General features: G+C 73.1%; 14 protein-coding genes. 5 read left to right on the forward strand and 9 right to left on the reverse strand.

Going from position 1 to position 19300, the window contains the following annotated elements; translation table 11 throughout:
- Window positions 1-85: 85 nt before the first annotated feature.
- The 5 genes from KCH_RS46150 to cimA all read left to right on the forward strand — a co-directional run bounded on the left by KCH_RS46150 (window position 86) and on the right by cimA (window position 8158).
- Window positions 86-3202 carry a S8 family peptidase gene (locus KCH_RS46150; RefSeq protein ID WP_051653407.1) on the forward strand — a complete coding sequence of 1039 codons (3117 nt, stop codon included), beginning with the start codon at window positions 86-88 and terminating at the stop codon, window positions 3200-3202.
- Between the two features lie 28 nt (window positions 3203-3230).
- Complete coding sequence (locus KCH_RS24295) at window positions 3231-3806, forward strand: Uma2 family endonuclease (protein WP_035866421.1); 576 nt, start codon at window positions 3231-3233, stop codon at window positions 3804-3806.
- A 62-nt stretch (window positions 3807-3868) separates the two neighbouring features.
- The gene (locus KCH_RS24300; RefSeq protein WP_035866423.1) at window positions 3869-4906 is read left to right on the forward strand and encodes a 3-isopropylmalate dehydrogenase; all 1038 of its coding nucleotides are present in this window, start codon (window positions 3869-3871) and stop codon (window positions 4904-4906) included.
- A gap of 165 nt (window positions 4907-5071) precedes the next feature.
- On the forward strand, window positions 5072-6184 hold the full coding sequence (locus KCH_RS24305) for a branched-chain amino acid aminotransferase (protein WP_035866426.1): 1113 nt from the start codon (window positions 5072-5074) through the stop codon (window positions 6182-6184).
- A 369-nt stretch (window positions 6185-6553) separates the two neighbouring features.
- Window positions 6554-8158, forward strand: a complete 1605-nt coding sequence (gene cimA / locus KCH_RS24310; protein WP_035866428.1) for a citramalate synthase — start codon at window positions 6554-6556, stop codon at window positions 8156-8158.
- 82 nt (window positions 8159-8240) lie between these two features.
- Here the strand turns inward: cimA and KCH_RS24315 are convergent, their stop codons facing one another.
- The 9 genes from KCH_RS24315 to KCH_RS24350 all read right to left on the reverse strand — a co-directional run bounded on the left by KCH_RS24315 (window position 8241) and on the right by KCH_RS24350 (window position 19118).
- Window positions 8241-8825 carry a GTP-binding protein gene (locus tag KCH_RS24315; protein ID WP_035866431.1) on the reverse strand — a complete coding sequence of 195 codons (585 nt, stop codon included), beginning with the start codon at window positions 8823-8825 and terminating at the stop codon, window positions 8241-8243.
- Window positions 8806-9456 carry a DUF742 domain-containing protein gene (locus KCH_RS39975; RefSeq protein ID WP_084223901.1) on the reverse strand — a complete coding sequence of 217 codons (651 nt, stop codon included), beginning with the start codon at window positions 9454-9456 and terminating at the stop codon, window positions 8806-8808. Before KCH_RS39975 ends, KCH_RS24315 begins: the two co-directional genes overlap by 20 nt.
- Window positions 9457-9623: 167 nt before the next feature.
- On the reverse strand, window positions 9624-10037 hold the full coding sequence (locus tag KCH_RS24325) for a roadblock/LC7 domain-containing protein (RefSeq protein ID WP_035873526.1): 414 nt from the start codon (window positions 10035-10037) through the stop codon (window positions 9624-9626).
- A gap of 10 nt (window positions 10038-10047) precedes the next feature.
- Window positions 10048-13542: a nitrate- and nitrite sensing domain-containing protein gene (locus KCH_RS24330; protein WP_051653408.1), complete on the reverse strand. Its 3495-nt coding sequence runs from the start codon at window positions 13540-13542 to the stop codon at window positions 10048-10050.
- 321 nt (window positions 13543-13863) lie between these two features.
- The gene (locus KCH_RS24335) at window positions 13864-14448 is read right to left on the reverse strand and encodes a GTP-binding protein (protein ID WP_035866431.1); all 585 of its coding nucleotides are present in this window, start codon (window positions 14446-14448) and stop codon (window positions 13864-13866) included.
- Entirely contained in the window at window positions 14429-14875 is a 447-nt protein-coding gene (locus KCH_RS24340; protein WP_035866434.1) for a DUF742 domain-containing protein, read from the reverse strand. Before KCH_RS24340 ends, KCH_RS24335 begins: the two co-directional genes overlap by 20 nt.
- A gap of 170 nt (window positions 14876-15045) precedes the next feature.
- The gene (locus tag KCH_RS24345) at window positions 15046-15459 is read right to left on the reverse strand and encodes a roadblock/LC7 domain-containing protein (RefSeq protein ID WP_035873530.1); all 414 of its coding nucleotides are present in this window, start codon (window positions 15457-15459) and stop codon (window positions 15046-15048) included.
- A 13-nt stretch (window positions 15460-15472) separates the two neighbouring features.
- Window positions 15473-16240, reverse strand: a complete 768-nt coding sequence (locus tag KCH_RS46155) for a hypothetical protein (protein WP_279635903.1) — start codon at window positions 16238-16240, stop codon at window positions 15473-15475.
- On the reverse strand, window positions 16188-19118 hold the full coding sequence (locus KCH_RS24350) for a nitrate- and nitrite sensing domain-containing protein (protein ID WP_279635904.1): 2931 nt from the start codon (window positions 19116-19118) through the stop codon (window positions 16188-16190). The genes KCH_RS46155 and KCH_RS24350 overlap by 53 nt, the downstream gene beginning before the upstream one ends.
- Window positions 19119-19300: the final 182 nt, after the last annotated feature.

A 19300-nucleotide genomic window follows, 5' to 3' on the forward strand; every position in this document is an offset into this window, starting at 1 on the left:
CCACTGCTGCGCCAGGCGGGTGACTTACCGTCACCCGTCGGTGGAGATCCCCGCCCGGCCCGGCGGCGGCTCCTAGGTTGGGTCGGTGCGCACCGCCCCCGGCCTCCTCGCCGCCCTCGCCCTGCTCGCCCCGGCCGCCCCCGCGACGGCCGCCCCGCCCGCCGGGCCGCACCGGCCGACCACCACCGTCCTGCTGGAACTCGACACCGAGCCCGCCGCCACCGCCTGGCGGCGCGCCCAGGACGACGCCCGGCGCGACCGCCGCACCCCCGAGCAGACCCGGCGCGCCGCGGCCGCCGCCGGCACCGCGGGGCGCGCCGCCGCCGACCGCTCGCTGGACACCCTCACCGCCGCCCTGCACCGCGCCGTCCCCGACGCCCGCCCGCTGTACCGCACCCGCACCCTGATCGGCGGGCTCGCCGTCCGGCTGCCCGCCGACGAACTCCCGCGGCTGACCGGCCTCCCCGGCCTCCGCGCCGTCCACCCCGTCACGCCCAAGCGGCGCGCCAACGGGCACTCGGTGCCGCTCACCGGCGCCCCCGCCGTCTGGGACGGGCCCGAGGGCCACACCGGCGAAGGCGTCCGGATCGGCATCGTCGACTCCGGCATCGACTACACCCACGCCGACTTCGGCGGCCCCGGCACCCCCGAGGCCTACCGCGCCGTCGACGGCGCCGGGCCCGCACCCGCCGGGCTGTTCCCCAACGCCAAGGTCATCGGCGGCAAGGACCTGGTCGGCGACGACTACGACCCCGACCCGGCCGCCGAGGACTACCAGCCCGAACCGCACCCCGACGACAACCCGCTCGACTGCGCCGCCAACGGCCACGGCACCCACGTCGCCGGCACCGCCGCCGGCCTCGGCGTCACCGCCGACGGCAGGCCCTACCGCGGCCCCTACCGGCCCGGACTCGACCCCGCCGCCTTCCGGGTCGCCCCCGGCGCGGCCCCCGGCGCCCAGCTGTACGCCATCAAGGTGTTCGGCTGCCACGGCTCCACCGACCAGCTCGCCGCCGCCCTCGACCTCGCCGCCGACCCGAACGGCGACGGCGACCTCACCGACCGGCTCGACGTGGTCAACCTCTCGCTCGGCAGCGCCTTCGGCCGCCCCGGCGACGCCGACGCCCTCGCCGCCGACCGGCTCGCCGCGCTCGGCTCCGTGGTGGTCGCCGCCGCCGGCAACGAGGGCGACGTGTACGGCATCGGCGGCAGCCCCGGCAGCGCCGCCCGGGTCCTCACCGCCGCCGCCTCCGTCGACCCGCACGGCGACGCCGACGGCATCACCGTGCTCGCCCCCGCCGCCCTCGCCGGCACCGTCCCCGCGCACTGGAGCAGCAAGTACACGCAGTGGGACACCGCCGCCGTCAGCGGCGAACTCGCCGCCCCCGCCGAGGACCTGGACGGCTGCGACCCCTTCTCGCCGGCCGACGCCGACCGGCTGCGCGGACGGATCGCCGTCCTGCGCTGGACCACCAAGGACTCTGACCGGGCCTGCGGCTCCGCCCCGCGCGCCGACCACGCCGCCGACGCCGGAGCGATCGGCGCACTGTACGCCGCCGACGGCGACAACCTCGGCGAGATCGCCGGCGACGACCGGATCCCCGCCGCGATCCTGGCCCGCGCCGACGGCGACCGGCTGCTGACGGCCACCCAGGACGGCCCCGTGACGGTCCGGCTGGCCGCCCCCGGCAACGCCCTGCACGGCGCCGTCCCGCAGGACCAGCCGCGACGCACCGACACCCTCACCTCCTTCACCTCCCGCGGCATCGGCGTCGACGGCATCGTCAAGCCCGACCTGGCCGCGCCCGGCGAGACCATCTGGTCCGCGAAGGCCGGCACCGGCAGCGGCGGCATGCGCGAGGACGGCACCTCGATGGCCACCCCGCACCTGGCCGGGCTCGCCGCGCTGGTCCGCTCCGCGCACCCCGACTGGAGCGCCGCCGACACCAAGGCCGCGCTGATGAACACCGCCACCGACACCTACCTGCACGACGACCGCACCGGCCCGGTCTACGGCCCCGAACGCACCGGCAGCGGCCGGGCCAGGGCCGACGCCGCCGTCCGCACCCCTGCCCTCGCGTACGCCACCCAGCTGGACGGCGCGGTCGGCGTCTCCTTCGGCGTGGTCGAGGCCACCGGCCGGTACGAAGCCAGCCGCGAGGTCGAGGTGCGCAACCTGACCGACCGTCAACTCTCCTACCGCACCGGCTACTCCGGATCCACCGAGGTGCCCGGCGCACGGTTCGCGCTCTCGCCCGAACGGGTCGAACTGCCGCCGCACGGCACCGCCACCGTCACCGTCACGCTCCGCCTCGCGCACGGCCTCGGCCGCGCCCCCGACCCCACCCTCGACCTGCTCCAGGCCGGCCACGCCCGCACCTACCGCGGCGAACTCTCCGGCCGCCTCACCCTCACCCCCGCCGACCCCGCCGACCCCGCACTGCGCGTCCCGCTGTTCGCCGCCCCGCGCCCCGCCACCGACGCCACCGCCCTCGGCACCCCCGCGACCTTCGCCGTCACCGGCGGCACCCGCCCCGACCTGCTCAGCGTCCTGCAACCCGGCGGCGCCGGCGAACGGTGGCCCGACTGCCCCGCCGACGGCCCCTGCGCGGACGACCCCGCCGACCGCGCCGCCGACCTCCGGTACGCGGCCGCCGCCGTCGACGAGCACGGCATGCTCCACCTCGCCGCCGTCCTCTGGGCCCCCGCCGCCACCCCCGCCGCGAGCTACGGCGTCCGCGCCTCGCTCGACCTCGACGGCGACGGCACCCCCGACGCCACCGTCGTCGCCGACCGCCTCCGCGGCAGCGACGTGCTGATCGCCCGCACCCTCGACGCCCGCACCGGCGCCGAGCTCGACGTCCAGCCCCTCAACGGCCACTGGGGCGACACCGACACCGCCCTGCTGGACTCCGACACCGTCCTGCTCCCGGTCCGCCTCTCCGCCCTCCCCGCGGCGACGAACCTCCACTACACCCTCTGGACCGCCCCCACCCAGGACCCGGCCGACGCCCTCTCCACCCTCGGCCCCTACCCCCTCGACCTCACCCGCCCCACCCCCGTCCTGCACCCCGCCACCCCCGGCGAGACCTTCCACACCGCGCTCCCGAACCCCCTCCTCATCCACCACCTCAACCCGGTGGGGCAGCGCGTCCAGCTGCTCACCCCGAAGGGTGACCCCGCCCGGGAAGCCGCCCGGTAGCCTGGCAGCACAGGCCAGAATCCCGACCATGGGAGCACTGATGAGTGTCGACCCGTACCCGGACTGGCTCCGCCCGCCGGTCGGCGGCTACACCGCCGACGACCTGGACCGACTGCCGGACCTCCCGCCGCACACCGAGCTGATCGACGGGAGCCTGGTTTTCGTTAGTCCGCAGATGAGGTTCCACATGCGCGTCCTGCGCATCCTCGAGAACGTGCTGGTCGCCGCCGTCCCCCCGGGCTGGGAGGTCCTGCGCGAGATGTCGGTCAGGATCGACGCGCGCAATCGACCGGAGCCGGATCTCATGGTGGTCGCCGAGGAAGGGAACACCGGCCAGCGTCAGACCTTCAGCCTGCCGACCGACGTCCTGCTGGTGGCCGAAGTGGTCTCCGACGAGTCGCAGACCCGCGACCGTGAGATCAAACCCCGCAAGTACGCCGCCGCCGGGATCCGCTACTTCTGGCGGGTGGAGAACGTCGACGGCCGACCCGTCGTCTACACCTACGAGTTGGACCCGGCGACGAACCGGTACACCCCCACCGGGATCTTCCACGACCGCCTCAAGGTCGAGCACCCGTTCCCGGTCGACGTCGAGCTGAGCTGACGGCGCGTCCGGATCGTGGACGGTGCGTGCTCAGGGCCTGGGACGGTTGTACTGTCCGAAGCATGTCTCGCACCATTCGTCTCGCTGTGATCCCGGGTGACGGCATCGGCCAGGAGGTCGTTGCCGAAGGGCTCAAGGTGCTCCGCGCCGCGCTGCCCTCCGACGTGAAGCTGGAGAGCACCGAGTACGACCTCGGGGCACGGCTGTACCACCGGACCGGGGAGACCCTTCCGGACGCGGTGCTGGAGGAGCTGAAGGGCCAGGACGCGATCCTGCTCGGCGCGATCGGCGACCCGAGCGTGCCGTCCGGCGTGCTGGAGCGCGGGCTGCTGCTCAAGCTGCGGTTCGCCTTCGACCACCACATCAACCTCCGCCCCGGCAAGCTGTTCCCGGGCGTGAAGTCGCCGCTGGCCGGACAGCCGGAGATCGACTTCGTGGTGGTCCGCGAGGGCACCGAGGGCCCGTACGTCGGCAACGGCGGCACGCTGCGCACCGGCACCCCGCAGGAGGTCGCCACCGAGGTCAGCCTGAACACCGCGTTCGGCATCGAGCGGGTCGTCCGGGACGCCTACCGGCGCGCCCAGGCCCGCCCGCGCAAGAAGCTGACGCTGGTTCACAAGAACAACGTGCTGGTGCACGCCGGCCACCTGTGGACCCGGATCTTCGAGCAGGTCGGCCGGGAGTTCCCCGAGGTCACCACCGACTACCTGCACGTGGACGCGGCGACGATCTTCTTCGTCACCCAGCCCGAGCGCTTCGACGTGATCGTCACCGACAACCTGTTCGGCGACATCCTGACCGACCTCGCCGCGGCCGTCACCGGCGGCATCGGCCTGGCCGCGTCCGGCAACATCAACCCGAGCGGCGAGTTCCCGTCGATGTTCGAGCCGGTGCACGGCTCCGCCCCGGACATCGCCGGCCAGGGCAAGGCCGACCCGACCGCCACCGTGCTCTCGGTCGCCATGCTGCTGGAGCACCTCGGCTTCGCCGCCGAGGCCGCCCAGGTCGAGGCCGCGGTCGCCGCGGACCTCGCCGAGCGCGCCGGCGCCCGCCCGACCACCGAGGTCGGCGACGCGCTCGCCGCCCGAGTATCGGGCTGACCTGCCGGACCACAATTCCGGCCGACGGGCCGGTTCATAGACGTACAGCCTCCCGGCTGTTCGGCACGGCCCTCTGGATGCGAGTATCGACAGTGGGCCGTGCCGTCATGCGTTCCTCCGCCCGGCGGTGGCCCAGCCAAACCCCACGGTGAAGGACAGACAGCCATGAGCACGCCCACCCAGGCGCCCATCACGTTCGACCTCAAGCCCTCCGCGCACGCGCTGCCCGACGCGGAGCGCGAGGCCCGACTGGCCGACCCCGGCTTCGGCCGGATCTTCACCGACCACATGGTGACCATCCGCTGGACCGAGGGCCGCGGCTGGCACGACGCCCAGCTCACGCCGTACGCGCCGCTGGAGATCGACCCGGCCAACATGACCCTGCACTACGGCCAGGCGATCTTCGAGGGCCTGAAGGCCTACCGCCAGGCCGACGGCTCCATCGCGACCTTCCGCCCCGAGGCCAACGCCGAGCGCTTCCAGGCCTCCGCCCGCCGCCTCGCCATGCCCGAACTGCCCGTCGAGACCTTCGTCGAGGCCGTCGAACTGCTGGTCCAGCAGGACCAGGCGTGGGTGCCGAACCAGGCCGAGCAGAGCCTCTACCTGCGGCCGTTCATGTTCGCCACCGAGGCCGCGCTGGGCGTCCGCCCCGCCAACTCCTACCTGTTCATGGTCATCGCTTCGCCGGCCGGCGCGTACTTCCCCGGTGGCGTCAAGCCGGTCTCGGTCTGGCTCTCCGAGGACTACGTGCGCGCCGCGCCGGGCGGCACCGGCGCCGCGAAGTGCGCCGGCAACTACGCGGCCTCGCTGGTCGCCCAGGCCGAGGCCGCCGCCAAGGGCTGCGACCAGGTGGTCTGGCTGGACGCGGCCGAGCACAAGTGGGTCGAGGAGATGGGAGGCATGAACCTCTACTTCGTCGTCGGCGAGGGCGAGAACGCCACCGTCGTCACCCCGGAGCTCTCCGGCGCGCTGCTCCCCGGCATCACCCGCGACTCGCTGCTCACCCTGGCCGACGACCTCGGCTACCGCTCCGAGGAGCGCAAGATCTCCACCGAGGAGTGGAAGCAGGGCAACGCCGACGGCACCATCACCGAGGTCTTCGCCTGCGGCACCGCCGCCGTCATCACCCCCGTCGGCCACGTCAAGTCCGCCGCCGCCGACTGGACCGTCGCCAACGGCGAGCCCGGCCCCATCACCATGCAGCTCCGCGAGGCCCTCCTCGCCATCCAGGGCGGCCAGCGCCCGGACACCCACCACTGGCTCCACAAGATCGTCTGACGCCGCCGGCCGACGGGTGCGTCCGCACGGGGCGCGCCCGTTCCGGATGGCGAGACGGGTCTGTCGGATCGCGGACCGTGTGCAAGACTGCGAGGGTGTCCTCGCTTTCGCTGATTATTAGCAGCAGGCGCGCCGGTCCGCAGTGACCGCTTCCGTGGCAACACCCTGACCGCGGAGCGACCACCAGCGTCCAGACCCGCGCGCAGACCTCTCGCACCCGCGAGGGGTCTTTTGTTTTGTCCCGGACCGGCCCGGGCCCTCACGAGGGGCCCGGAGACACCGGGGGCGCGCGCGGGATGCTGGACAGTGGAGCCGGATCACGATCCCGGCCAAAACGCAGAAACTCCACCGAACGGAGAACCCAGGGCCATGACCGAGGCCAACAGCCGTCCGCACGACGGCTTCCACGTCTTCGACACCACGCTCCGCGACGGCGCCCAGCGCGAGGGCATCAACCTCACGGTGGCGGACAAGCTCGCCATCGCACGGCACCTGGACGAGTTCGGAGTCGGTTTCATCGAGGGCGGCTGGCCCGGCGCCAACCCCCGCGACACCGAGTTCTTCGCCCGCGCGCAGGCCGAACTGGAGCTGAAGAACGCCCAGTTGGTGGCGTTCGGGGCGACCCGCCGGGCCGGCGGGAAGGCCGCCGAGGACCCGCAGCTGGCGGCGCTGGTGGCGTCCGGCGCGCCGGTGGTGACGCTGGTGGCGAAGTCCCACGACCGGCACGTGGAGCTGGCGCTGCGCACCACGCTGGAGGAGAACCTGGAGATGGTCCGGGACAGCGTGGAGTTCCTGCGCTCCCGGGGCCGCCGGGTGTTCATCGACTGCGAGCACTTCTTCGACGGCTACAAGGCGAACCCGGAGTACGCGCTCGCCGTGGTGCGGGCCGCGCACGGGGCCGGCGCGGACGTCGTCGTGCTGTGCGACACCAACGGCGGGATGCTGCCGTCCGGCGTGCGCGAGATCGTCGCCGCGGTGCTGGCGGAGACCGGCGCCCGGCTCGGCATCCACGCCCAGGACGACACCGGCTGCGCGGTCGCCAACACGCTGGCCGCGGTGGACGCGGGCGCCACGCACGTGCAGTGCACCGCGAACGGCTACGGCGAGCGGGTCGGCAACGCCAACCTGTTCCCGGTGACGGCGGCGCTGGAGCTGAAGTACGACCGCCGGGTGCTGCCGGCCGGCAGCCTCGCCGAGATGACCCGGATCTCGCACGCCGTCGCCGAGGTGGTGAACCTGACGCCGTCCACCCACCAGCCGTACGTGGGCTTCTCGGCGTTCGCGCACAAGGCGGGCCTGCACGCGTCCGCGATCAAGGTGGACCCGGACCTGTACCAGCACATCGACCCGGAGCTGGTCGGCAACACCATGCGGATGCTGGTGTCCGACATGGCGGGCCGGGCGTCGATCGAGCTGAAGGGCAAGGAGCTGGGCTACGACCTGTCCAGCGACCGGGACCTGGCGGGCCGGGTGGTGGCCCGGGTGAAGGCGCAGGAGAACCTGGGCTACACCTACGAGGCGGCGGACGCCTCGTTCGAGCTGCTGCTGCGCGACGAGGTGAACGGCGGCGAGCGGCTGCGGTTCTTCGAGCTGGAGTCCTGGCGGACCATCAGCGAGCAGGGCCCGGAGGGCCGGGCGGGCAACGAGGCCACCGTGAAGCTGTGGGCGAAGGGCGAGCGGAAGGTTGCCACCGGCGAGGGCAACGGTCCGGTCGACGCGCTGGACAAGGCGCTGCGGGCGGCCCTGGAGCGGATCTACCCGCCGCTGGCGAAGCTGGAGTTGGTGGACTACAAGGTCCGCATCCTGGAGGGTCAGCACGGCACGGGGTCGAAGACCCGGGTGCTGATCGAGTCCACCGACGGCACCGCGACCTGGTCGACGGTCGGCGTCGCGGACAACGTGATCGCGGCGTCCTGGGTGGCGCTGGAGGACGCCTACACCTACGGCCTGCTGAGGGCCGATCAGCAGCCGTAGCGGCGGTTGGTGCGCGGAAGTGCCCAAGGGGCGTGCGGAAGGCTCCGCACGCCCCTTTATGGCGTGGCCATGCCCCGTCTCGTCAGCGCAGGCGGGCGAGGAGGGCGTGTTCGACGAGGGTGATGAGTGCGCTCTTGGCGCTGTCCCGGCGTCGGGCGTCGAGGGTGATGATGGGGATGTCGGCGTTGAGTTGGAGTGCTTCGCGGACTTCGTCGGCGGTGTGGGGCTGGTGTCCGTCGAAGCCGTTGAGGGCGACGACGAAGGGGAGTCCGCTGTTCTCGAAGTAGTCGAGGGCGGGGAAGCAGTCGGCGAGGCGGCGGGTGTCGACGAGGACGACGGCGCCGATGGCGCCGCGGACGAGGTCGTCCCACATGAACCAGAAGCGGTCCTGTCCGGGGGTGCCGAACAGGTAGAGGATGAGGTCTTCGTCGAGGGTGATGCGGCCGAAGTCCATGGCGACGGTGGTGGTGGTCTTGCCGGAGACGTGGCTGAGGTCGTCGATGCCGGCGGAGGCCGAGGTCATGACGGCTTCGGTGCGCAGGGGGTTGATCTCGGAGACCGCGCCGACGAGCGTCGTCTTGCCCACGCCGAATCCGCCCGCGACGACGATCTTGGCGGAGGTGGTGGCGCGGCTGGGGGCGGCCGCGTTAGAGCTTGCGAAGTCCACTGAGGACCCTTTCGAGCAGCGTGACGTCGGGCTGGTTGCCGGATTCACCGCCGGCTGCGGGCTGGTGGATGGCGACCAGGCCGGCCTCGGCCAGGTCCGCCACGAGAATGCGGGCCACCCCCAGGGGGAGGCCGAGCAGGGCGGAGATCTCCGCCACCGACTTGACGTCGGAGGCGCACAGCGAGCAGATCCGCTGGTGTTCGGGCAGCAGCGTGGCCAGCCGGGCCTGGTCGACCGACGCGGAGACCAGTGCCTCCAGGGCGAGTTCGTAGCGCGGCCGGGTCCGTCCGCCGGTCATGGCGAACGGCCGGATCAGCGGGCCGGAGTCCTCGTGCTCGTCGAACTCGTCGTCCTCGTAAGGCTGTTCGACGTGCGGCGCCTCGTAGCGGTGCGGCAGGTCGGCGGGGTCCTGCGGGAACGACTCCGGACCGGGGTAGGCCTGGCCGTACCCGCCCTGCTGCTGCTGGTACCAGCGCGGGTCGGACTGCGGGGGCAGGTACGGCTGGCCACCGTCGAACTGTGGCGCGTACTGCTGCTGCTGACCGTGGCCGACGCCGGGAGCCCCGAAAGCGTCGTGGCCGGAGCCCGCGTACGGGACGCCGAACTGGCCACTGTGGTCGGGCGGTGTCACGGTTCATCTCCTCAAAGGGGTGCGGCGGTGCGTAGCTGGCCGCGTCGCCGAGGAGCGCCGGGGCCGGTGGTGCGAAGGCCGTACAACGCCCGGTCCCGAGGCCGCCGAAGCGACCTCGGGACGGGCAATGAGGTCTTTCGAATACCAGGACGGTATCCGACGAACCGTCAGTGCAGGAGACTGCCCTGGAGTTCGGCCCGCAGAGCGGGCGTCAGGACCGCGCCTGCGCGGTCCACCAGGAGGGCCATCTCGTAGCCGACGAGACCGATGTCGGAGTCCGGCGAGGCGAGCACCGCGAGGGCGGAGCCGTCGCTGATCGCCATCAGGAACAGGAAGCCCCGCTCCATCTCGACCACGGTCTGGGTCACGTCGCCGCCCTCGAAGATGCGGCTCGCGCCGGAGGTCAGCGAGGTCAGTCCGGAGGCGACGGCGGCGAGCTGGTCGGCACGGTCCCGGGGGAAGCCCTCCGACATGCACAGCAGCAGACCGTCGGCGGAGACCACCACGGTGTGGGACACCCCGGGGGTGTTGTCCACGAAATTGGTGATCAGCCAGTTCAGGTTCTGTGCGGCCTGGCTCATCTGGGTCAACTCAACGCTCCTGCTGGTTCGAGCCGCCGAAGAGATCGGTGCTGCTGTTGTGCGGTCCATCACCGTACGCCCCCTGGTCGGGGTCGATCCGGAAAGTGCCGGTGGTACCGGAGTCGCCGCCGGCCTGGCGGCCCTGCTCGACGCCGCGGCGCAGGTTGGTCAGGCGGCCGCGGACCTCGTTCGGGTCGCGGGAGACCTGCGGTCCTTCCTGCGGGGTGGGCTTGGCGTTGCCCGGCACCAGGTTCTGCCGCGGCACCCGGCGCGGCAGACCCGACGGGGTCGTGCCCGCGCTGGAGGGCTCGCGGAGCTTCTCCGCGCGCTGCCAGTCACCGTCGTTGGGCGACTCCCACTCGCTGGGGGCCGCGGTCGGACCGGTCGGGCCGTAGCCGCCGAGCGCCGACACGTCGTGGCCGCGGGCCTCCACCGGCGCCGAGGTGTCCTTCGCGCCGGTGAACCAGTTCGGGCTCTCGGTGCCCTGCCCGCCGCCCGCACCGGCCAGCTGCTGGCCGGGCCGGCGCTGCGGCAGTCCGGCGCCGGTCGTCCCGCCCGCGGGGGCGGCCGGCGGCAGCGCCGGCAGCTCCTCCGCCGGGTACGGGTGCCCGGCCGGCTCCTCGTAGCCGTACTCCTGCTGGTACTCGTCGGCGTACTGCGCCTCCGGGTACTGCTCCCCGTCGTACTGCTGCTCGCCGAACCGGCCCGCGGCGTACGGCTGCTGGTACTCGTCGCCGTACTGCTGCCCGCCGGTCCAGGAGTCGTCCTGGTGGCCGGCCGGCGCGTACGGGGCCGGGTACTGCTCGGGCTGGAACGGGTCGTCCTGGTAGCGCTCGGCGGGCGTGTACGGGTCACGGCCGTAGCCGGTGCCGTCCTGGTAGCCGTAGGAGTCGTCCTGGGCGGCCTGCTGCGGCTCGTAGGGGGCCGTGAAGGGGTCGGACTCCGGACGGCGGTAGTCGTCCGCGTACGGGGCCTGGTAGCCGTTCTCGGCGGGGTAGCCCTCGGAGCCGTACGGCGACTCCAGGAGCTCCGCCTCCATCGGCTCCTCGACGGCGGCGCTCGGGCCGGCCTCCAGGGCCGCCCGGCGGCGCTCCTCCAGGCGCTGGGAGCGCTGCATGGACTCCAGCGCGGGGGAGAAGCCGGGGCCGCCGGCCACGCCGCGGGCGGACAGGTGGTCGTCGAAGCCGAGTTCGGCGGCGGTGCGGTCCTGCCCGTCGAAGGCCCACTCGGTGGAGGGCTCCTGCTCGGAGAAGATCCGCGAGACGGTGAACTCCTCGGCCTGCGGCTCCGGTATCCGGGCCAGCTGGGTGAGCTGCTGGGGCAGCATCACCAGCGAGGTGGTGCCGGCCGACTCGCCCGAGGGGCGCAGCTGCACGCGGATGTCGTGCCGCTGGGACAGCCGGCCGACCACGAACAGGCCCATCCGGCGGGAGATGGTCGCGTCGACGGTGGGCGGCTCGGCGAGCTTCTCGTTGATCTCGGCGAAGTCCTCGGCGGTCAGGCCGATGCCCTTGTCGTGGATCTCGATCAGCACCCGGCCGTCCGGCAGGCTGGTCGCGTTGACCAGCACCCGGGTCTGCGGGGAGGAGAACGAGGTGGCGTTCTCCAGCAGCTCGGCGAGCAGGTGGACGAGGTCGGTCACGGCCGGGCCGACCACGTCGGCCTCGGGGATGCCGGCCAGCTCGATGCGCTCGTAGTGCTCCACCTCGGAGGCGGCGGCGCGCAGCACGTCGACCAGCGGGACGGGCGTGCTCCAGCGGCGGCCGGGCTCCTCGCCCGCGAGGACGAGGAGGTTCTCGCCGTTGCGGCGCATGCGGGTGGCCAGGTGGTCCAGCTTGAAGAGGTTCTCCAGCTGGTCCGGGTCGGCCTCGTTGTTCTCCAGGTCGGTGATCAGCGCCAGCTGACGCTGGATCAGGCCCTGGCTGCGGCGCGACAGGTTGGTGAAGATCGCGTTGACGTTGCCCCGCAGCAGCGCCTGCTCGGCGGCCAGCGAGACCGCCTGCTGGTGGACCTGGTCGAAGGCGCGGGCGACCTCGCCGATCTCGTCCTTGCCCCACAGCGGGATCGGGCTGACCGCGGTGTCGACCCGCTCCGGGTCGGTCTTGGACAGCTTGTCGACCAGCTCGGGCAGGCGGTGGTTGGCGATGTCGAGCGCGGCGGTGTTCAGGGTCCGCATGCCGAGGATCATCGAGCGGGCGATGTAGCCGGTGAGCAGACCGGCCAGCACCAGCGAGGCGATCACGATCAGCGAGTTGAGGACCCAGTCGGTGAACGCCCGGTCCTTGATGTTCTGGGCGTCGGCGACGACCTGGTCGAGCAGCTGGCCCTCGGCCGAGCGCAGCGCGCTCATGTGGCTCTTGGTGGCCTGGTCCCACAGCGGGCGGGTCAGGCCGTCGGTGCCGGCCGCGTTGATGATCCGGGCGGCGGCGTCGCGGTCGGAGGCGGCGGTGGCCAGCTGACCGGCGTAGGACATGCCGACCATCAGCAGCGAGCTCATGGTGGGCATGGTGTGGCCGTCCGGCATGCGCAGCGGCAGGCGCTGGTCGGCGGTGGCCTGGGCGACCTCGGCGTCCGAGTAGACCTTCACCTCTTCGCCGCTGGAGGCCGTGTTGAACTCGTCGCGGGCGGTCTGCTCCAGCTTGTTGGCGACCATCAGGGCCTGGATCAGGTCCTGGCCCTCGTGGCCGTCCACGCCGCCGACGCCGAGGCCGACCAGCAGGTGCAGCATCAGCGCGCGCTGGGTCGAGGCGGAGGCCTTGGCCAGCGACATCGCGTAGATCGCGCGGCCCTTGGAGGTGACGTTGGAGGAGCCGAAGCCGACGGAGTTGTCCATCGCCAGCAGCGGCGCGAACATCATCGAGTACGCGTTGGCGGTCGCGGTCGCGAACAGCTCCTGGCTGTAGGCGTTCTTCCGCAGGTGCGGCAGCGACTCGACCATCGACTCGAACTGCGCGTTGCGGCGCGCGACCGTCGCGTCGTCCTTGATCTTGGCGAAGCTGGCGCGGTAGTCGGCCAGCGCCTGGTCGGTCCGGTCGCGGAGCTTCTTCACCTCGCCCTGGTCGCCCTGGCCGGTGAGCAGCGGCACCAGGCTCTCGTCGCGCTCCTGTTCCAGCGCGTCGGCCAGCTTGGTCGCGGCGCTCGCCACCTTCGCGATGCGCACCGCGCGGTCGGCCTGGGTGTAGTCGTCCAGCGAGGTGTTGACGCGCAGGCCGCCGAAGACCAGCGCGATCACCACGGGGATCACCAGGATGGCGACCAGACGGGTCGGCACCCGCCAGTTCAGCGGGGACAGGAAATCGGCCCGGCCGGTGGTGCCGCGCTGCGGGGCCTCCTTGGCGCCGCCGGGCCGCTCGGCCGACTCCACGGCCGGGGCGGGGCGCTGCGGCTCGCCGCGGTCCTCGGCCGCGGTGAACGCGGAGAACTGACCGGTGGTCTGGCCGCTTCCCGGTTCCTGCTGGCGGGGCTCTGAGCGCCGCTGCTGGGTGACTGGCTGCTTACGCCTCACTCGACAACAACCTCTCGACCGACTGGCGGCCATGGATCTATCCGGCGGCTACCCCCCGACGGGCCGCGACCCGCTCGGGTGCACGGGGTAGCTGGAATTTCAACACGAGCCGGAGTGGCGGACAAACGGCTCCCCCGCCCCGCACGCCCGGGGTGGAAAGCGGACATTTACGGCTGAACTCCCGCAAAGTTCAAGGTCATTGGCGCGGACCGGGATTGAACGGCTACGCACTGTCAGTCGGGCCCGGCAAATGCCTACCGAACTGTTACCGGGGGACGCGAACCATCTGTGGTACGCGCCCCCGGGCCGCGCTTCCGCCACTCACCGCAGGCGGGCGAGGAGGGCGTGTTCGACGAGGGTGATGAGTGCGCTCTTGGCGCTGTCCCGGCGTCGGGCGTCGAGGGTGATGATGGGGATGTCGGCGTTGAGTTGGAGTGCTTCGCGGACTTCGTCGGCGGTGTGGGGCTGGTGTCCGTCGAAGCCGTTGAGGGCGACGACGAAGGGGAGTCCGCTGTTCTCGAAGTAGTCGAGGGCGGGGAAGCAGTCGGCGAGGCGGCGGGTGTCGACGAGGACGACGGCGCCGATGGCGCCGCGGACGAGGTCGTCCCACATGAACCAGAAGCGGTCCTGTCCGGGGGTGCCGAACAGGTAGAGGATGAGGTCTTCGTCGAGGGTGATGCGGCCGAAGTCCATGGCGACGGTGGTGGTGGTCTTGCCGGAGACGTGGCTGAGGTCGTCGATGCCGGCGGAGGCCGAGGTCATGACGGCTTCGGTGCGCAGGGGGTTGATCTCGGAGACCGCGCCGACGAGCGTCGTCTTGCCCACGCCGAATCCGCCCGCGACGACGATCTTGGCGGAGGTGGTGGCGCGGCTGGGGGCGGCCGCGTTAGAGCTTGCGAAGTCCACTGAGGACCCTTTCGAGCAGCGTGACGTCAGGCGTACCGCCCGACTCGCCCGCGGCGGCGGGCTGGTGGATGGCGACCAGACCGGCTTCCGCCAGGTCTGCGACGAGGATGCGGGCGACCCCGAGCGGGACTCCCGCCAACGCGGAGATCTCGGCGACCGACTTGACCTCGCGGCACAGCGACACGATCCGGGCGTGCTCGGGCAGCAGGGCGCCCGGCGGGTTGGTGCCCGTGGTCGAGATCAGCGCCTCGATGGCCAGCTGGTACCGCGGCCGGGTCCGTCCACCGGTCATGGCGTACGGGCGGACCAGCGGCTGCTGCTCGTAGCTGTCCGACTGCTGGCCGCCGTACCCGCCGGCCTGCTGGCCGCCGTAGCCGTTTCCGTACCCGTTGCCGTACGCGCCGGCGGGTGTCGGGGGCGGGGTCATGCGTCCTCCTTGTGCTGCAGTCGATCGCGGACGGAGCCCGGGGCCGGCCGGCTGACCGGATGTCAGCCACCGCGCCGCGAAGACTTGGGGGTTGGTGTGCCGGACCCCGGTTCGGGTGGGTCCGGCACGGTGAGGGTCGTGCAGAGGAGTCGAACGGACGGACCGGGCCGTCAGTGCAGCAGGCTGCCCTGGAGTTCGGCCCGCAGGGCCGGCGTGAGCACCGCACCGGCCCGGTCGACCAGCAGCGCCATCTCGTAGCCGACGAGACCGATGTCGGAGTCCGGCGAGGCGAGCACCGCCAGCGCCGAACCGTCGCTGATCGCCATCAGGAAGAGGAACCCGCGCTCCATCTCCACGACGGTCTGGTTGACGTCGCCGCCCTCGAAGATGCGGCTCGCGCCGGAGGTCAGCGAGGTCAACCCGGAGGCGACGGCGGCGAGCTGGTCGGCACGGTCCCGCGGGAAGCCCTCCGACATGCACAGCAGCAGACCGTCGGCGGAGACCACCACCGTGTGGGACACCCCGGGGGTGTTGTCCACGAAGTTGGTGATCAGCCAGTTCAGGTTCTGGGCGGCCTGGCTCATCATCTGACTCAACTCAACGCTCCTGGTGCTCGGGGCCGAAGCCGTTGTTGCCATCGGCGTCGAACTGGGCCCCCCGGTGGCCCTCGGACGTCCCGCCGAAGTCGAAGCCCGGCCGCTGCTGCGGCGCGGGACGGGCGGCGCCCGGCTGCTGCGCACCGGCCTGGCGGCCCTGCTGGATGCCGCGGCGCAGGTTGGTCAGCCGGCCGCGCACCTCCTCCGGGCTGCGCGAGACCTGAGGACCCGTCAGCGGGCTGGCCTCGGCACTGCCGGAGACCAGGTTGGCCTGCGGGGTGCGACGCGGCAGACCCGAGGTGGTCAGGCCGTTGGTCTGCGGCTCGCGCATCTGCTCGGCCCGCCGCCAGCGCTCGTCGTTCGCGGACGGGCGCCACGGCGCGTCCGGACCGGGACCGGCCGGCTGCTGCTGCGGGGCCTGCTGGCCCTGCGGCTGCTGCTGGGGCTGGGGCTGGGGCTGCTGCGGCGGCTGGGGCCGGCGCTCCGCCGTCGGACGCTGCGGCATGCCCTGCGGACGCTGCTGCTGCTCGGCCTGCTGGAACGGATCGCCCTGCTGGAACGGATCGGCCTGCGGCTGCGGCCGGGTGGCCTGTGCCTGCTGAGCCGGGGCCTGCTGAGCCTGCGCCTGCGGGGCCGGACGGGACTGCGGCTGGCCGCCGAAGCCGGGCGCGGAGGTCCCGGGACGCTGCGGCTGGTAGCCGCGCGAGCGGAGCTGCTCACGGGCCGGCGCCGGGGCGTCCTGCGACTCGCCGGCGGTCGGCAGCGCCATCGGCTGCGGCCGCTCCGCGAACTGCTGCGGGGCCGGACGCTCCTGCGGAACCATCGGCGGCATGCCCTGACCCACCGGGTCCGGCAGCACCGGCTCCACCAGGCCGAGGCCCAGCGGGTCGCGCGGGTCGATGTCGGCGGCCTCGAAGCGCGGCCGGGCGAACCCGCCCGACTGCTCGACCGGCGCGGCCTCGATCGGCGCGGCCGGCTGCTGCGGCGGCAGCGGACGGCGCTGCGGCTGCTCGGCCCGGCCGTGCTGGGTCGGCTCGCCGCCCGGACGGCCCTCCATCGGACGCGTCCGCTCCGGACCCTGCGGGCCCTGCGGACGACGCGGACCGCCCTGCGGCCCCTGCGGAGCCTGCTGGCCGGGCTGCGGACGGCGCGGCGGCAGGCCGCCCTGCCCGCTCGGGCCGCCCTGGCCGCCCTGCAGGCCCGGCGCACCGGACGCACCCGGCACCCGCCGCGGCGGCAGACCGCCGCCGGCCGGCGCACCGGCACCGGCGCCCGCGCCCGCACCGGCCGGGCCGAGGGCCCGTCGCACCCGGCGCGGGGTTCTCGCGCAGCGACTGGCCGACCGCACGGGTCGGCAGACCACCGGTGCGGCCGCCCTGGGCCGGGCCGGTGCCGAACGCGCCGCCGGGGCCGAAGCCGCCCTGCGCGGGCGCCTCGCCCGGACCGCGCCGGCCACCCGTGCCCGCCGGGCCCGCGGGCGCGGCCGGAGCGGACGGGCCGGACGACCCGCCCGGGGTGAACAGGTCGGGGCTGCCGCCCATCGCGCCCTGGCCGAGCTGCGGACGTCCGCCGCCCTGGCCGCCGGCCGCCGGGCCCTGGCCGAGCGCGGTGCGCGCACCGGGCAGGTCGCCCGCCGGACGGCCCTGCTGACGCGGCGTCGGCGCGACGCCGCGCTGCTGGCGGCCGCCCTGGCCGGCCCCGGCGCCCGCACCGGGCCGGTTGCCGCGCCGCTCGGCGGAGTTGGTGACGTCCACCGGCAGCATGACGAGCGCGGTGGTGCCGCCCGAGTCGGACGGGCGGAGCTGGATCCGGATGCCGTGTCGCAGGGACAGGCGGCCGACCACGAACAGACCCATGCGGCGGGAGACCGAGACGTCCACCACCGGCGGGTTCGCCAAGCGCTCGTTGATGTCGGCGAGGTCGTCGGGGGAGAGGCCGATGCCGGTGTCGTGGATCTCGATCAGCACCCGGCCGTCCGGCAGGGCGTGGCCGGTGACCCGGACGCGGGTCTGCGGGGAGGAGAACGAGGTGGCGTTCTCCAGCAGCTCGGCGAGCAGGTGGACGAGGTCGTTGACGACGCGGCCGGCGACCTCGGCGGTCGGCACCGAGGCGAGCTCGATGCGCTCGTACTGCTCCACCTCGGAGGCGGCGGCGCGGAGCACGTCGACCAGCGGGACGGGGCGGGTCCACCGGCGGCCCGGGTCCTCGCCCGCGAGGACGAGGAGGTTCTCGCCGTTGCGGCGCATGCGGGTGGCGAGGTGGTCGAGCTTGAACAGCGAGGCCAGCTGGTCCGGGTCGGCCTCGCGGCTCTCCAGCTCGGAGATCAGCGACAGCTGACGCTGGATCAGGCCCTGGCTGCGGCGCGAGAGGTTGGTGAACATCGCGTTGATGTTGCCTCGCAGCAGCGCCTGCTCGGCGGCCAGTCGGACGGCCTCGCGGTGCACCATGTCGAAGGCGTGCGCCACGTGGCCGATCTCGTCGGCGGAGTCGACGCCGACCGGCTCGACGGTGACGTCGACGTCGTGCGGGTCGCTCTCGGAGAGGGTCTTGACCAGCTCCGGCAGGCGGCGCTCGGCGACGTCCTCGGCGGAGGTCTGCAGGCGGGTCAGCGAGCGCACCATCGAGCGGGCCACCAGGGCCGCGCCGGCGATGGCGACGATGAGCACCAGGGCGACCAGGGCGGCGTTGATGACGGACTCGGTGTCGACGTCCGACTGCAGCGACTGGGCCTTGCCGTCGAGGACGTCGAGCAGGCTGTTCTCGATGGACTTCTCGGCGTTGACCTTGGCGGTCGACTTGTCGAACCAGTCCTTGTAGGAGGTGTTCTCGGCGGACCGGATGCCGTTGGTGTTCAGCACCGCCTTGGAGAACCGGTCGGCCTCGGCGACCACCTGGTTGTAGCTCATCGCGGCGCGCAGCCCGCGGGCCTCGCTCTCGCCGTAGATGGCGGTGAAGTTGGCGAGCGCGTTGTCCTCGGAGCTCATCAGACGGACGCCGAAGGTCTCGTCCGAGGCCGACATGTACGGCTCGGTGGGGTTCGCGAGCGCGGCGCTGATCAGCGCGCGCTGCATCGAGGTGTACTCCTTGGCCGAGGAGAACTGGTACAGCGCACGGGTGGTCTTGATCAGCTCGGTGGAGTTCGAGGTGATCGCGATGTCCTGGGTGGCGCCGATCAGGTCCTTGATGATCACGTCGTAGTTGGTGATCGTGGCCTGGATGTTGTCGGGGCTCTTGAACGCGCCGGTGCGGGCCCGGGACAGCGTGTTGAGGTCCTTGCGGACCTGCAGCAGCAGGGTCTTGGAGCCGGCCAGGTCGAGGTTGTCGAACTTGTCCGCGCTGGCGTTGAAGGTCTTCGACAGCGTGTTGGTCTGCTTGTACGCGTCGGCGATCTCGGGGTCGCTGTCGGCGCTGCCGCCGGCGGCCAGCGGGCCGGCCGAGATGTCGCGCTCGTACTGCAGGGCGTTGGCCAGTGCGGTGGCGTTGCGGGCGAGCTCGGCCAGGTCGCTCATCTGGGACAGCTGGCGGGAGTTCTCCATCGAGGTCTGCACGCGCAGACCGCCCAGCACCAGCGCGACCACCACGGGGAGGAACAGCAGCGCGATCAGGCGGGTGCGGATCCGCCAGTTGCGCATGGCGAAGCGGCTCATGCCGGTGGCACGGCGGCGGTTGAGCGTGCCGCGCAGTCTGGCGCGACGGCTCTGCTTGTCGGCCGACGTGCCGTCCTCCTGCTGGGGCGCACCGGCCCCCGGGGCACTGCTGTCGGCGGCGGCCTCGGCGGGAGCGCCGAACGGCCGCTCGCCTTGGCCGGTCGTCGCCGGTGCCGCCTGGT

Origin of the sequence: Kitasatospora cheerisanensis KCTC 2395, from assembly GCF_000696185.1 — a bacterium.
Classification (GTDB): Bacteria; Actinomycetota; Actinomycetes; order Streptomycetales; family Streptomycetaceae; genus Kitasatospora; species Kitasatospora cheerisanensis.